The organism is Azospirillum brasilense, from assembly GCF_005222205.1.
Taxonomy (GTDB): Bacteria; Pseudomonadota; Alphaproteobacteria; order Azospirillales; family Azospirillaceae; genus Azospirillum; species Azospirillum brasilense_G.
The window spans coordinates 1161749-1175549 of the sequence record NZ_CP032345.1 but is presented as its reverse complement, the minus strand read 5'-3'; the positions used below and the strand labels follow the sequence as shown (position 1 = coordinate 1175549).

Here is a 13801-nt window from a genome sequence, read left to right as displayed (position 1 = left end):
AACGATGATCACTTTGTATGGAATGCCGAGCAGCGCGTCGATGGCGCCGCACATCCTGCTGCGCGAGATCGGGCTGCCTTTCGAGATGATCCTGCTGGACCGCGCCACCGCCGCGCACAAGGCGCCGGACTATCTGCGGCTCAACCCCAACGGGCGGGTGCCGACGCTGGTCGACGGCGATCTGGTGCTGTTCGAGGCGGCGGCGATCTGCCTGCATCTGACCGATTCGCACCCGGCCGCCGGGCTGGCCCCGGCACCCGGCACGGCGGAGCGCGCGCCTTTCTACCAGTGGCTGGTCTTTCTGACCAACACCGTCCAGGCCGACATGCTGGTCTATTTCTACCCGGAGCGTCACGCCGAAGGGGCGGAGGCGCAGGCCTCGGTCAAGGCGATGGCGGAGGCGCGGCTGCTGGAGCGTTTCACGCTGCTGGACCGTCAACTGGGGGACAAGGCGTGGTTCCTGGGCGACCGCTACAGTGCCGTCGATCCCTACCTGTTCATGCTGGCGCGCTGGACCCGCTTCATGGGCACGCCCGCGCGCAGCCTGCCCAACCTCGGCCCCTACCTCGCCCGCGTGCTCGCCCGTCCCGCGGTCAAGGCGGCGTTCGAGGCCGAAGGGCTCGGCGCCCCCTATTATTGAGGGTTCAGGGGGGGGCCGCTCAGTTTTTTTAAGGCTGAGCGGCATTTGCCGCTCAGCGCGGCACCTGCCAGGGGAGATGCTCCGCCCCGACCAGCCGGTCGGCGTCGGCGGCGGGCATCGGGCGGGCGAAATGGTAGCCCTGCCCGTAGTCGCAGGCGAGCGCGCGCAGCAGGTTGGCGTCGGCGCTCGTCTCGATGCCCTCGGCGATGACATCGAAGCCGAGAAGCCGCGCCAGATCCATGATGATGCGGACGATGGCGCGGTTTTCCTCCGACTGGTGCATGGCCATGACGAAGGAGCGGTCCACCTTGAGGCTGTCGATGGGCAGCTTGTGCAGGTAGGACAGCGACGAGTAGCCGGTGCCGAAATCGTCGATGGACATCTTGATGCCCAGCCCGCGCAGGGTCTGCAGCAGGCGGATCGACTGCTCGGCCTTCTCCATGACCGCGCTTTCGGTGATCTCCAGCTTGATCCAGGACGGCTCGGCCCCGGTCTCGCGCAGCACCTCGCGCACCAGCGAGACCATGTCGGGGTCGTTCAGCTGGCGGGTGGACAGGTTGATGCTCATGAACAGGTTGGCGGAGCCGGGCAGGCGCTGGTCCTGCCATTGGGCGATCTGCCGGCACGCCTCGCGCAGCACCCAGGCGCCCAGCGTGACGATCAGGCCGGTGCTCTCGGCGATCGGGATGAAGACGCCGGGGGGGATGTTGCCGCGCTCCGGATGGTTCCAGCGCACCAGCGCCTCGAACCCGGCCAGCCCGCCGGTGACCATCTCGACGATCGGCTGGTAGGCGACCCACAGCTCCTCGCCGCGCTCCAGCGCGCGGCGCAGGTCGTGCTCCAGCCGCACCTGCTCGACGACGCGGGCGTGCATGGCCGGGTCGAACCAGGCGTGGCGCCCGCCGCCCTGCTCGCGGGCGCGGCCGGTGGCGATCTCCGCGTCGCGCAGCACGTCCTCCGGCCGGGTGTGGGTCTCGCAGGAGGCGGCGACGCCGATGCTGGCCGACAGGAAGACCGAGGCGCCCGACGCCGTCTTGGCGGAGCGGACCAGCGACGCGATGGTGGACAGCCGCTCCTCCACCGCCAGCGGGTCCTGCGTGCCGCCGATCAGCAGCGCGAAGGCGTGGTCGCTGATGCGGGCGATCAGGTCGACCGACCCGGCCCGCACGCTCAGCCGCGTGGCGACGTCGGTCAGGATCTCGTTGGCGAAGCCCTGGCCCAGGCTGGTGCGCACGTCGACGAAGCGGTCGAAGTCCACGATCACCACCGTGAAGGGTTCCCCCATCGCGTGGAAATCGGCCATGTGCTTGACCAGCAGCAGCCGGTTCGCCAGCCCGGTCACCGGGTCGTAGTAAGCCAGCCGGAAAAGGTCGTCCTGGGTGCGCCGCCGCTCCGTCATGTTCTGCATGATGACGAAATAGCCGGCGATGGAGCCGTCCGGGTCGCGGTAGGGCGCGTGCACCCGCATCACATAGTCGTTGCCGCCGCCGGCCCGCGGAAGCCAGCCTTCCACCTGCACCGTCTCGCCGTCCAGCGCGCGTTCAACCGCGGCGCTGTTGTTGCGCAGGGTTTCCGGCCCGAGGATATCGCCGACCGTGGTCCCGATGAGGGAGTCCTGGGTGCGTCCCATATAGTCCAGATACGCCTGGTTGGCGTAGAGATGCCGCCGCTGCGTGTCGAGCAGCCCGACCATCGCCGGCATGACGTCGAGAAGCTGCCGCAGGGTGTCGAGAGCCGGAGCCCCGGAAGCGGTGCCGGACAGGGCTGCGGCAAGGGAGGCGAGGTGAGGGTCCGGCTTCATGGGCGGGAATGGTCGAGACACCGTTGGGAAAACCACGATCAACACTTACGCGAAAGAATGCCCACCCGTCAAAACCAAAGCCGCCGAAGAAGGTCGAAAGCATCGCCCCACTATAATTGCCGGACGACCAAGCCAACCATCATACTCGGGTATTCGTGCAAATCACGGTTGATGTTTTGATGGAAGTTGATTGGATTTGTGGCATCGGCGTCGGTCCAGGCCGGCGGGTCGTGTGCCGATCCGCGGCGGACCACGGCAGGTTGCCGGTGTGATCGCGGGGGACCGGCGCGGGCCATGGGCGGCCGAATCCTAGGCCGGCGACCGGGCCGGGTGGGCGCGCGGATGCGGCATGCCAGCGTTCTCCATTCTGATTGTCGTCAGAACCGCCCGTGGCGGGCTATAATTTCGACCAATGCGCGAGAAGAGGTGGTGCACCACGATCGCCCACCCGCGCGAGCGAGGGAGAATCGCCATGGCACTCAAGGATTTGCTGGTGGTCGTCGACGATACCGACGCCGCGGCGGCGCGAATCGATGCCGCCGCCCAACTGGCCGCGCGCACCGACGGCCACGTCACCGGCCTCTACCCCGTCGTTCCGCTGACCCTGCCCGGTTATGTCGAGGCCGAACTGCCGGACGAGGTGCGCGCCATGCAGCGCGGCTACACCGAGAGCCAGACCGCCAAGGCGGAAGCCCTCTTCGCCGACGCGGTGCGCCGCAACGGCCTGACCGACCGCTCGGAATGGCGGGTGCTCTATGGGCATCCGACGGACAGCGCGGCGCTGCATGGCCGCTACGCCGACGTGGTGGTGGTCGGGCAGGCCGATCCGCACCGCGACCGTGACCGCCCGATCGCGCTGCCGCAGGATCTGGTGTTCGAATGCGGGCGTCCGCTGCTGGTCGTGCCCTACGCCGGCACCTTCCCCCACATCGGGGAGCGCGTGCTGGTCGCCTGGAACGGCAGCCGCGAGGCGGCCCGCGCGGTGGCCGACGCCATGCCGATCCTGACCGCCGCCAAGCGCGTGGTGGTGATGGCCGTCAATCCCAAGGCCGGTCCCGCCGGCATCGGCGACGAGCCGGGCGCGGACATCGCCAAGCATCTGTCGCGCCACGGCTGCCGGGTGGAAGCCACCCACATCGTGACCGACCAGATCGATCCGGGCGACACGCTGCTGAACACGGTCGCCGATGAGTCCTGCGACCTGCTGGTCATGGGGGCCTATGGCCGGTCGCGGCTGCGCGAGCAGGTGCTGGGCGGCATGACCCGCTACATGCTGGAGCACATGACGGTCCCGGTCCTGATGAGCCATTGAGGCCCGTCCTGGAATAGTCCGGCGGTGCCGCCTGTTCATTCCGGTGTGGCGGCGCCGGACTTCGGTCCATGGACTTGGGTCAGTGGACTTGGGTCGACGGGCGCCGCCGGACCCTGCGAAGGAAGGCCGGCATGAGCGCGCTGATCCCCACGTTTCTCCACCGCATCCGCTCCCGGGGCGTGGCCGCGTCCGTCCGCCCGACGGCCCGCATGGCGGTGCTGGGCATCGCCGGGGCGCTGGCGCTGGCCGTTCTGCCGACGGCGGCGGACGCGCACGGCCCGCGCGACCGCGGAACCTGGTATGGCGGTCCTCCCTATGGCGGGCCCTCGGTGATCGTGCCGCCGCCGGGAAGCCGGGTGATCGTCGTGCCGGGCTACCGCCCGCCGCCGCCCATCGTGGTCGCCCCGCCCCCCTACTGGGGGCCGCCGCCCCGTCATCACCATCACCGTGCTTGGCGGAACGACTGGGGACCGCGCCCCTATCCGGGGCCGAGCGTAAGGTTCTACGGAGGCTGGTGACCGGCCGGGCCGTTTGACCTGGTCCGCTTGACCTTGAGGGGAGCGGGCTTCCCGTCATCGGCTCCACAACGACGCATTCTCGCATGGACATCATCCTGTTGTCCGGCCATGCTCGCCGCGGTGGCGCTTGGTTCCAAGCGCCGCGCAGTGCGTGCATGAGGGTGCGATGCTCTTTTCCAATCAAGAAACGAATGCCCGGCGGACCATGAAGCGTGGCTTGGCCGCGGCGATGCTGGGCGTTACGGCCCTGTCGCTTGGCGCCTGCGCCAGCCAGAGCCAGAACCGCTACAGCTACCGGGACGTCGGCCACGCGACCTCGGTCGAGTTCGGCACCGTCATGGCGAGCCGCCCGGTGGACATCCAGGGCCAGAACACGGGGGCCGGCGGAGTGGTCGGCGCCGCCGCGGGCGGGTTGGCGATGTCCAACGTCGGCAAGGGCTCCGGCAACGTGGCGGCGATCCTGGGCGGTGCGCTGGTGGGCGCCGTGGCCGGCGCCGTGGCCGAGCAGGCGATCTCGGATCGCACCGGAATCGAGTATGTGGTGACGCTGGCCACGGGCCGCACGATCACCATCGTGCAGGAGCAGGCGACCAACGAGCCGATCTTCGGTCCCGGCCAGCGCGTGATGGTGCAGACGAACGGCACCTACCAGCGTGTCCTGTCCGCCGACCATCTGCCGACCGAAACGAGCCGCCCGAAGGGCATCAAGGTGGTGGATTGAGGCGGGTCGGCTGAGAGGTGATGCGCCGGCACGGGATCTGCTCCCGCTTGTTGACCCGAGAGAACGCGGAAAACGGCATGCGGGAGGATGGTTCGATGAGGGACGGAACGGTCAGAACGGCGGGGTGCCTCCGCGGGAGTCTGCGGAGTGGCGCCCTGGCGTCGCTGGTCCTCGTAGCCGCCTGCGCCGGGTTGAGCCCGCCGCCGCAGGCCGCTCCCGAGCCCGGCGCGGTGGATGCGTTGGATCGGCTGAGCCCGAACCGCTGCAACGGGGCCGTCGCCTCCTCCCTCGCCGGGGTGCGGATACCGGTGTCCGACGTCCGCTATCTCGCCTATGGCCTGTATCGCAACATACCGGGGGACATCGTCGGCTACGATGCCTGGGTGGGCTTGAACAGCCAGCCTGGAGCCGTGGTGGTGCAACTCGACGAATTTTGCGTGCCGCGCCAGATTTACGCGCGCGAGGGTGCCCGGTTGCCCGGCGTCCGATGATGCGGCCGCCGATCCCATCCAAGCCGTCTGTCCGTCCCGACAAAAAAACTGCCGCTAACCCAGTGGGCTAGCGGCGAGTTGAACAGGGAGGCTTCACGTCTGGGAGACGCTGGGTCCGAGGACCCAACCCCGGAAGCGGGCTTCCGGGACGAAACGCCGGATGCTGCGGCGCAACATCCAACGCCCAAGATTTGACCATTCTGCCCAAAGGATTCCATCCCCAAATATCCAATTCGGCCATGCGAGAACCGCATAGCTTGTAACGTCTTGAAAAGACGCAGGAAATTGGCGTGCGGAGGCGTATGGCGCCGAAGGGTAGGTGCCCTCGCACAGAAAGCGGCAACCGGATTGCAAAGATGCAGGGCGGGTTTCGGTACAATCCGTACAAAAAGAAAGGCGCCCGGCATGGCTGGACGGGCGCCTGTGCAACAAAAACAGGCAGTTGCGTGCCTGCACAATGACTGGGCGGGTTCAGAAGGCCGACTCCGCCACCTTCTTCACCAGGAAGTCGCGGAACACCGCGATGCGCTTGGAATGGCGCAGCTCCTCGGCGTAGACGAAATAGGCGTCGACCTTCGGGCCGTCCACGTCGGGCAGGACGCGCGTCAGCTCCTTGCTGCCGTCCACCAGGAAGTCGGGCAGGGCGGCGATGCCCAGGCCGCTCTCCACGGCGCGGTACATGGCGTAGATGCTGTTCACCTGGAGGATCGGCTTGCGCACGCCCGGAGCCGGGTCGCCCACCTCGTTGATCCAGTTGACGTTGGCGATGGGCGCGCGGACGTCCGGCGGGTAGGCGACGATGTCGTGCCCGTCCAGGTCGGCGGGGATCTTCGGGGCGCCGCGCTTCTTCAGATACTCCTGATGGGCGTAGAGATGGAAATGCACCGACATCAGGTGGCGCTGGATCAGGTCGGGCTGGCGCGGCGTGTTCATGCGGATGGCGATGTCCGCCTCGCGCATCGCCAGATCCAGCTCGTTGTCGTCGATCAGCAGGGTGAGCTGGATGTCCGGGTAGATCGACAGGAACTCGTTGACGCGCGGAGTCAGCCAGGTCGAGCCGAAGGCCACCGTGGTGGTCACGCGCAGCGGACCCTTCGGATGCTCCCGGCTTTCGGTCAGCATCGCTTCGGTCATCGACAGCTTGGCGAAGACGTCGCGGGCGGTGCGGTGAAGAAGCTCGCCCTGCTCGGTCAGGATCAGGCCGCGCGCGTGCCGGTGAAACAGCGGCACGCCGAGGCTCTCCTCCAGCGCGCTGATCTGCCGGCTGACCGCCGACTGGCTGAGGTTCAGCGTCTCGCCGGCGTGCGTGAAACTTCCAGCCTCGGCCACGGCGTGGAAGACCCGAAGCTTGTCCCAGTCCATCATGCCTGTCTTGCTGCCCGCGCCCTGGCGGGGAGCCTCCCGTTCATTCTTGAAGACGGCGCATAGCCGCCATGCTCATTTATACCGGGAACGCGCGGCGAACGCACCCCCAACCAAAGGCTCACCGCACGAAAAAGAGCCAAGCTTGGTAAGAATTTTCCTTTGTGCTGCGAAGAGCGCACATTTGTTTATCCCGCATTGTGAGATTTTTGCCGTTCCCGCAACCGAAGGACGACGGTGCCGCGCTGGATTTGCTCGGAGGACAATCGAGGGCCGGCGCAACAGGACGAGACTCGGGCCAGCAAACTCCGGGACGGCGCATCCCCCTTGTTGCGGCGGGGCTTCCCCCCTTGCGCCGTTGCACGGGACGACAGACGGGCCGCTAATCGGGTGTGACGCGGATTTGGGAAGGAGGGATTCCGAATGCCCGATCAGCATCAGCCGGCGCTCAGCCGCGATCAGGTGATCGACATCTGCGGGCGTCTGGACGACATGCGCATCGCCAGCATCATCGGGACGGGCGCGACGCCCGCCGAATTGATGGAGGCCACCAGCTGGACCGGCGCCGACGACTACATGGGGGAGGCGACGCGGCACCCGCCCTCCGGCCGGGTCGCCCGCCTCCTGGAGCTTCTCAAGGCCGACGAGCCGGACTGGGAAGACCGCTGATCCGGCCGTGGCCGACCCGCTTGAAGTTCAGTCGGCGGCTTCGAGCGCGCGGGGCGGCTCCTTGGCCCGCGCGCGGGCGCGGTGGCCGCTGATCTCCGCGCCGGCGTCGGGCGGCAGCCGCAGGAAGAACAGGGCCGAGACGCAGGCCATCCCGCCGACCGTCAGGAAGGCCGGCACGAAGTCGGTGGGCGTCAGCGCCGCGCCGGGGCCGCCGGTGACGCTCTGCGTCAGGTGCAGAACCGTCGCCCCGACCGCGACGCCCAGGCTGAGCGAGACCTGCTGCATGACGCTGGCCAGCGTGTTGGCGCGGCTCAGGCATTCCTTGGGCACCTCGGCGTAGGCCAGACTGTTCAGGCCGGTGAACTGCAGCGAGCGGAAGAAGCCGCCCATCAGCAGCGCGCCCAGGATGACCCAGTGCGCCGTCTCGGGCCGGAATGCGGCGTAGCTCGCCAGGATCAGGCCGCTGAGCAGCGCGTTGGCGGTCAGCACCCGGCGGAAGCCCAGCCGGCGCAGGATCGGCCCGGCCAGCGCCTTCATGGTCAGCGCCCCGGCGGCCCCGGCGAAAGTCAGCGCCCCGGACTCAAACGGCGTGCGCCCGAAGCCGACCTGGAGCATCAGCGGCATCAGGAAGGGCACGGCGCCGATGCCGATGCGGAACAGCGTGCCGCCCATGACCGAGGCGAAGTAGGTCGGCAGCCGCAGCAGCGAGGGGTCGAGCACCGGCCGCTCCATCCCGCGGGCGTGGCGCAGGTACAGCCACGCGGCGGCGAAGCCCAGCCCCAGCACCCCGGCGACCGCGGCGGGCGGCAGCACGCCGCGGCCGACATTCTCCAGCCCGAACATCAGCGCGGCCAGGGCCAGCGCGCTCAGCATGAAGCCGCGGCCGTCGAAGGGGTCGCGCTCGCTCTCCCGCACGTTGGGGATCAGGGTCAGCACCAGCGCGATCCCGATCAGCCCGATCGGCACGTTGATGTAGAAGATCCAGCGCCACGAGGCGTAGGTGGCGATGAAGCCGCCGACCAGCGGCCCCAGCGCCGGGCCGATCAGCGCCGGCAGGGTCATCTGGGCCATGGCGGCGACCAGCTTCTCCTTGGGCACCGTCTTCAGCAGGATCAGCCGCCCCACCGGCACCATCATCGCCCCGCCCAGCCCCTGGACGATGCGCGCGCCCACCAGCTCGTACAGCCCGTCCGACTGGCCGCAGAGGATCGAGCCGACGGTGAACACCCCGATGGCCGCGGCGAAGACCGTCCGCGTCCCGTAGCGGTCGGCCATCCAGCCGCTGACCGGCAGGAACACCGCCAGCGCCAGCATGTAGGAGGTCATGGCGAGGCTGAGGCGCAGCGGGTCCTCGCCCATCGACCGCGCGATCTCCGGCAGCGCGGTGGCAATCACCGTCGCGTCCAGATTCTCCATGAACAGGGCGCAGGCGATGATGAAGGGAATGTAGCGGGTGGCGCGGGGCATGGCGGGAGGCATAGCGGGGACGGTGCGGTGGGGCGGGGGAGGCAACCTTCCCAATCTGGACTTCCCCCGTCCGGAAACCATCGCTATGGGGTGAACCCTGGCATGCGCGGGCGCTCACCGTCCCTTGAAGACCGGTTTGCGTTTCTCCAGGAACGCCCGGTAGCCCTCGCGGAAATCCTCCGTGCCGAAGCAGTGGTAGCATTCGGCGATCTCCGCCTCCGACAGCGGGGCGGGGTCGGACAGGCGGCGGACGAACTGCTTGTGCAGCCGGGCGGCCAGCGGGGCGCCCCCGGCGATGCGTTCGCAGGTCGCGGCGATCTCGCCCTCGAAGGCTTCATCGGTCACGAGGCGGTGGACCAGCCGCTTGTCCTTGGCCTCCTCCGCGCCGAAGACGCGGCCCTCCAGCAGGATTTCCAGCGCCGCCGGGCCGCCCGCGATGTCGTGGAGCAGCTTCAACTCCGGCAACGCCATGGAGATGCCGAGCCGGCTGACCGGCACGCCGAAGCGGCTGTTCGCCGTGCAGACCCGCAGGTCGCAGGCCAGCGCGACGGCCAGCCCGATGCCGCAGCAGGCGCCCTGGATGGCCGCCAGCGTCGGGTGCGGCAACTCGCGCAGCAGGGTCAGCCCCTCGTCCATCAGCACGCCGTAGTCGGCGCCCTGTTCGGGGCTGTTGCGCTCCGTCTCGAATTCGGAGATGTCGGCGCCGGGGCTGAAGGCCCGCCCGCCGGCCCCGCGCAGCACCACCGCGCGCACCGTGTCGTCGGCGCCGAGCCGGCGCAGCAGCGGGATCAGCGCCTGCCACATCGGCTTGTCGAAGGCGTTCAGCTTGTCGGGGTTGCTGAGGGTCAGCGTGGCGACGACGCCATCGCGGGTCAGGGTCACGGTGCCGGCCATGGCCTGTCGGGCTCCCCATCCATTCGGTTGCGTATGGGGAAGACCACAAACACCGGCGGCCCCGATCCGTCAAGGACTTCCCAAAAGCCGCATCGGCGCTGGACCACGGGACCGCGGGTCCCCATAGTTCGTAGCCGGGACTTCACCGGACGGAGACGACGCCGCGATGCAAACGGGATTGGCGCGAACGGGATTGGCCGCTTTCACCCTGGCCGCCGCTCTGGCCGCCGCCCCGATGGGTTCGCCCGCTTTCGCGGCGAAGGACGAGCTGGTGATCGGCATGACCCAGTTCCCGTCCAACTGGCACCCCTCCATGGAAGCGATGATGGCGAAGAGCTACGTCCTGTCCATGGCGCGCCGGCCCTTCACCGCCTACGACGCCGACTGGCGCCTGACCTGCCTGCTCTGCACCGAGCTGCCGGCGCTGGACAAGGGCACCGCGGAGGTCGAGACGCGACCCGACGGCAAGAAGGGCATCAAGGTCACCTACACCATCAACCCCAAGGCGACCTGGGGCGACGGCACGCCGGTGACGACCGAGGACGTGCTGTTCACCTGGACGGTCGGCAAGCACCCGCAGAGCGGCTACAGCAACTTCGACCTGTTCGCGCGCGACATCGTGGCGATCGACGCGAAGGACGAGCGCACCTTCACAATCCACCGCGACAAGGCGGTGTGCAGCTACGCCGAGATCAACGACTTCGAGATCCTGCCCGCCCATCTGGAGCGCGCGGTGTTCGAGGCCGACCCGGCGACCTACCGCAACCGCTCCAAGTATGAGACCGACACGACGAACCCCGGCCTGTGGTTCGGCCCCTACCGCATCGCCCAGGTCGAGCCGGGCAGCCATGTGGTGCTGGAGCCCAACCCGACCTGGTGGGGCGCGAAGCCGGCCTTCAAGCGGGTGATCGTGAAGTCCATCGAGAACACCGCCGCGCTGGAAGCCAACCTGCTGGCCGGGCAGGTCGACATGGTGCCGGGGGAGACCGGCCTGCCGCTCGACCAGGTGCTCGCCTTCGAGAAGCGGCACGGCAGCCGCTACAACGTCTTCTACAAGCCCGGCCTGTTCTTCGAGCATATCGAGCTGAACCTCGACAACCCGGCGCTGGCCGACTTGCGGGTGCGCCGGGCGCTGCTCCACGCCATCGACCGCGAGGCGATCTCCAAGCAGCTCTACGGCGGGCGGCAGCCGGTCGCCCACAACGAGATCAGCCCGCTCGACCGCGTGCACGCGCCGGGCTACCCGATCTACGCCTTCGACCCGGCGCTGGCGGCCAAGCTGCTGGACGAGGCGGGCTGGAGCGAGCGGCGCGCCGGGGTGCGCCACAACGCCAAGGGGGAGCGGCTGTCGCTGGAGATCATGACGACCGCCGGCAACCGCTCCCGCGAGGTGCTGCAACAGGTGCTCCAGGCGCAGTGGCGGCAGGCGGGGGTGGAGGTGCGCATCGTCAACGAGCCGGCCCGCGTCCTGTTCGGCGACACGCTGGAGAAGCGCCGCTTCAAGTCGATGGTGCTGTTCTCCTGGATCAGCGCGCCGGAGAACATCCCGCGCACCATCCTGCATTCCAGCATGATCCCGACGGAGGCCAACAACTGGGCGGGCCAGAACTACACCGGCTACCGGAACCCGGAGATGGACAAGGTCCTGGAGGACCTGGAGCATGTCTGCGAGCCCGACGCCAACCGCGCGCTGTGGGCGAAGCTGCAGACTCTCTACGCCCAGGACCTGCCGAACCTGCCGCTGTTCTTCCGCGCCGACCCGTTCATCCTGCCGTCCTGGCTGGAGGGCGTGGTGCCGACCGGGCATCTGGATTCCAGCACGCTGTGGATCGAGACGTGGAAGGCGAAGGAGTGAACCCCGTTTCACAAATTCCCCCTCTCCCCCCCGGGGAGAGGGTTGGGGTGAGGGGGGTGAGCTTGTGCCGGACGCCTCGTCGTGCCGATCCCCCTCACCCTTCCCTCTCCCCGGGGGGAGAGGGTACCGGTACGATGGAAGCGCTCCGCCTCCATGACCCGCTTCCTCGCCTCCCGGCTGCTCCAGGCGCTGGCCGTCCTGCTGCTGATGAGCTTCGTCATCACCGTCCTGATGACGCTGATGCCGGGCGACCCGGTGGACATGATGCTGGCCGGCAACCCGCGCGCCACGCCCGCCGACGCGGCGCGGCTGAAGGCGCTCTACGGCCTCGACAAGCCCCTGCTGGAGCGCTACGGACACTGGCTCCAGGCGGCGCTGGCGGGGGATTTCGGCTTCTCGCGGCTCTACGCGCAGCCGGTGCTGACGATCCTGCTGCCGCGGCTGGGCAACACGCTGCTTCTGCTCGGCGCGGCGATGGCGCTGACCCTGGCGGTGGCGCTGCCGCTCGGCGTCTACGCGGCGCGGCGGCCCTATGGCTGGGCGGACAACGCCATCAACCTGTTCTGCTTCGCCGGCATCTCCGTTCCGGCTTTCTGGCTGGCGCTGCTTCTGATCCTGCTCTTCGCGGTGGAGCTGCAATGGCTGCCCGCCTCCGGCCTCGGTCCGGTGGGCGGGGAGGGCTGGTGGGAGCGGCTGCCCTACCTCGTGCTGCCGGTGGCCTCGCTGACGCTGGCGAGCATCGGCGGTTACACGCGCTACGTCCGTGCCGCGATGATGGGGGAGCTTCGCCAGGATTACGTCCGCACCGCCCGCGCCAAGGGGCTGGGGGAGGGGCGGGTGGTCTGGCGCCACGCGCTGCGCAACGCGACCATCCCCATCGTGACCATCGTGGCGCTGGAGTTCGGCGCCCTCTTCTCCGGCGCGCTGGTGACCGAGACGATGTTCGCCTGGCCGGGCATGGGCAAGCTGATCTACGACAGCATCATGGGCAACGACCTGAACGTGGCGCTGGTGGCGCTGCTGTTCGCCACGCTGACGACGCTGGCCGGCAACCTGCTGGCCGACGCCGCCTACGCCGGGCTGGACCCGCGCATCTCCTTCAAGGGGGACGGGGCGTGAGGGCCGGGCGCTTCCTGCGGCGCTTCGCCCGCCACCGGCTGGCGGTGGTCAGCGCCCTGCTGCTGCTGGTGCTGACCGTCGCCGCGGCGGCCGCACCCTGGGTGGAACACTGGCTGGGGGTGGAGTCCACGGGCATCAGCCTGCTCGACCGCTTCGGCCCGCCCTCCGCCCTGCACCCGCTGGGCACCGACGAGCTGGGGCGCGACGTGCTGGTGCGGCTACTCTATGGCGGGCGGGTGTCGCTGTTCGTGGGCGTGGCGGCGGCGCTGGCCTCCGCCGTCATCGGCACGGGGATCGGGCTGCTGGCCGGCTATTTCGGCGGGCGGCTCGACGATCTGCTGATGCGGGTCACCGACGGGCTGATCGCCTTGCCGCTGCTGCCGCTGCTGATCGTGCTGGGCGCCATCGACCTGACGCGGCTGGGCATCCCGCCGGAGGTGGCGGGATCGGAGGACGCCAGCCTGCTGCGCATCGTCGTTCTGGTGGCGCTGTTCGGCTGGACGACGGTGGCGCGTCTGGTGCGCGGGGCCACCCTGTCGGCGCGGCGGCGCGACTATGTGCGGGCGGCGGTGGCGATGGGGGCGGGCAGCCGCCGCATCATGCTGGCCCACATCCTGCCGAACGTCGCCGCCCCCGCCGTGGTGGCGACGACGCTCACGGTCGGCAACGTGATCCTGCTGGAGTCGGTGCTGAGCTTCCTCGGGCTGGGCATCCAGCCGCCGCTGCCCTCCTGGGGCAACATGCTGACCAACGCGCAGGAGTTGGTGGGAACCGCGCCGCTGCTGGCGGTGTGGCCGGGGTTGTTGATCTTCCTGACGGTGATCGCCGTCAACCTGCTGGGCGACGGGCTGCAGGACGCGCTGGACCCGCGGGTGGTGGGGAAGCGGTAGAGGAGCGAGGGCTTGCCCCCTCCCTGACCCTCCCCCGCTTCGCAGGGGAGGGGATTGAACCT

Annotated in this window: 13 protein-coding genes; 9 read left to right on the top strand and 4 right to left on the bottom strand. The window is 69.1% G+C overall.

The features are described from left to right. The first annotated feature begins 4 nt into the window (after positions 1-4). A complete protein-coding gene (locus D3869_RS05750) occupies positions 5-640 on the top strand; it encodes a glutathione S-transferase family protein (protein ID WP_137139280.1) in 636 nt (211 codons plus the stop codon). Positions 641-692: 52 nt separating this feature from the next. On the opposite strand, the gene D3869_RS05745 is transcribed toward D3869_RS05750, so the two are convergent. Further along, positions 693-2441, bottom strand: coding sequence for a putative bifunctional diguanylate cyclase/phosphodiesterase (locus D3869_RS05745; protein ID WP_137139279.1), 1749 nt, complete (start codon positions 2439-2441; stop codon positions 693-695). Positions 2442-2913: 472 nt separating this feature from the next. On the opposite strand from D3869_RS05745, the gene D3869_RS05740 reads away from it, so the two are divergent. The 4 genes from D3869_RS05740 to D3869_RS33575 all read left to right on the top strand — a co-directional run bounded on the left by D3869_RS05740 (position 2914) and on the right by D3869_RS33575 (position 5483). Then, entirely contained in the window at positions 2914-3753 is an 840-nt protein-coding gene (locus D3869_RS05740) for a universal stress protein (RefSeq protein ID WP_137139278.1), read from the top strand. Between the two features lie 131 nt (positions 3754-3884). Continuing rightward, positions 3885-4271 carry a hypothetical protein gene (locus D3869_RS05735; RefSeq protein ID WP_137139277.1) on the top strand — a complete coding sequence of 129 codons (387 nt, stop codon included), beginning with the start codon at positions 3885-3887 and terminating at the stop codon, positions 4269-4271. 205 nt (positions 4272-4476) lie between these two features. Next, on the top strand, positions 4477-4992 hold the full coding sequence (locus D3869_RS05730) for a hypothetical protein (RefSeq protein ID WP_247895737.1): 516 nt from the start codon (positions 4477-4479) through the stop codon (positions 4990-4992). Between the two features lie 308 nt (positions 4993-5300). Beyond that, positions 5301-5483, top strand: a complete 183-nt coding sequence (locus tag D3869_RS33575) for a hypothetical protein (protein WP_247895736.1) — start codon at positions 5301-5303, stop codon at positions 5481-5483. A gap of 471 nt (positions 5484-5954) precedes the next feature. On the opposite strand, the gene D3869_RS05720 is transcribed toward D3869_RS33575, so the two are convergent. Continuing rightward, complete coding sequence (locus tag D3869_RS05720) at positions 5955-6845, bottom strand: LysR family transcriptional regulator (RefSeq protein ID WP_035675533.1); 891 nt, start codon at positions 6843-6845, stop codon at positions 5955-5957. A 423-nt stretch (positions 6846-7268) separates the two neighbouring features. On the opposite strand from D3869_RS05720, the gene D3869_RS05715 reads away from it, so the two are divergent. Then, positions 7269-7514, top strand: coding sequence for a hypothetical protein (locus D3869_RS05715; protein WP_137139276.1), 246 nt, complete (start codon positions 7269-7271; stop codon positions 7512-7514). Between the two features lie 27 nt (positions 7515-7541). Here the strand turns inward: D3869_RS05715 and D3869_RS05710 are convergent, their stop codons facing one another. Together D3869_RS05710 and D3869_RS05705 are read right to left on the bottom strand one after the other, a co-directional pair. Further along, the gene (locus tag D3869_RS05710; protein ID WP_432613408.1) at positions 7542-9062 is read right to left on the bottom strand and encodes a DHA2 family efflux MFS transporter permease subunit; all 1521 of its coding nucleotides are present in this window, start codon (positions 9060-9062) and stop codon (positions 7542-7544) included. Positions 9063-9095: 33 nt separating this feature from the next. Beyond that, the gene (locus D3869_RS05705) at positions 9096-9875 is read right to left on the bottom strand and encodes an enoyl-CoA hydratase-related protein (RefSeq protein ID WP_137103510.1); all 780 of its coding nucleotides are present in this window, start codon (positions 9873-9875) and stop codon (positions 9096-9098) included. A gap of 193 nt (positions 9876-10068) precedes the next feature. Here D3869_RS05705 and D3869_RS05700 point away from each other — a divergent pair, with 193 nt between their 5' ends. From D3869_RS05700 to D3869_RS05690, 3 genes are all read left to right on the top strand, one after another. After that, complete coding sequence (locus D3869_RS05700) at positions 10069-11730, top strand: peptide ABC transporter substrate-binding protein (RefSeq protein WP_349017877.1); 1662 nt, start codon at positions 10069-10071, stop codon at positions 11728-11730. 153 nt (positions 11731-11883) lie between these two features. Then, positions 11884-12849: an ABC transporter permease gene (locus D3869_RS05695; protein ID WP_137139273.1), complete on the top strand. Its 966-nt coding sequence runs from the start codon at positions 11884-11886 to the stop codon at positions 12847-12849. Then, the gene (locus D3869_RS05690) at positions 12846-13739 is read left to right on the top strand and encodes an ABC transporter permease (protein ID WP_137139272.1); all 894 of its coding nucleotides are present in this window, start codon (positions 12846-12848) and stop codon (positions 13737-13739) included. The genes D3869_RS05695 and D3869_RS05690 overlap by 4 nt, the downstream gene beginning before the upstream one ends. The last annotated feature ends 62 nt before the right edge of the window (positions 13740-13801 follow it).

Bases quoted from the DNA above. Each gene is read 5' to 3' on its own strand.
- D3869_RS05735 (WP_137139277.1), top strand. From the start codon at position 3,885: ATGAGCGCGCTGATCCCCACGTTTCTCCACCGCATCCGCTCCCGGGGC.
- D3869_RS05740 (WP_137139278.1), top strand. From the start codon at position 2,914: ATGGCACTCAAGGATTTGCTGGTGGTCGTCGACGATACCGACGCCGCG.
- D3869_RS05715 (WP_137139276.1), top strand. From the start codon at position 7,269: ATGCCCGATCAGCATCAGCCGGCGCTCAGCCGCGATCAGGTGATCGAC.
- D3869_RS05710 (WP_432613408.1), bottom strand. From the start codon at position 9,062: ATGGTTTCCGGACGGGGGAAGTCCAGATTGGGAAGGTTGCCTCCCCCG.
- D3869_RS05720 (WP_035675533.1), bottom strand. From the start codon at position 6,845: ATGGACTGGGACAAGCTTCGGGTCTTCCACGCCGTGGCCGAGGCTGGA.
- D3869_RS05705 (WP_137103510.1), bottom strand. From the start codon at position 9,875: ATGGCCGGCACCGTGACCCTGACCCGCGATGGCGTCGTCGCCACGCTG.
- D3869_RS05730 (WP_247895737.1), top strand. From the start codon at position 4,477: ATGAAGCGTGGCTTGGCCGCGGCGATGCTGGGCGTTACGGCCCTGTCG.
- D3869_RS05745 (WP_137139279.1), bottom strand. From the start codon at position 2,441: ATGAAGCCGGACCCTCACCTCGCCTCCCTTGCCGCAGCCCTGTCCGGC.
- D3869_RS05750 (WP_137139280.1), top strand. From the start codon at position 5: ATGATCACTTTGTATGGAATGCCGAGCAGCGCGTCGATGGCGCCGCAC.
- D3869_RS05695 (WP_137139273.1), top strand. From the start codon at position 11,884: ATGACCCGCTTCCTCGCCTCCCGGCTGCTCCAGGCGCTGGCCGTCCTG.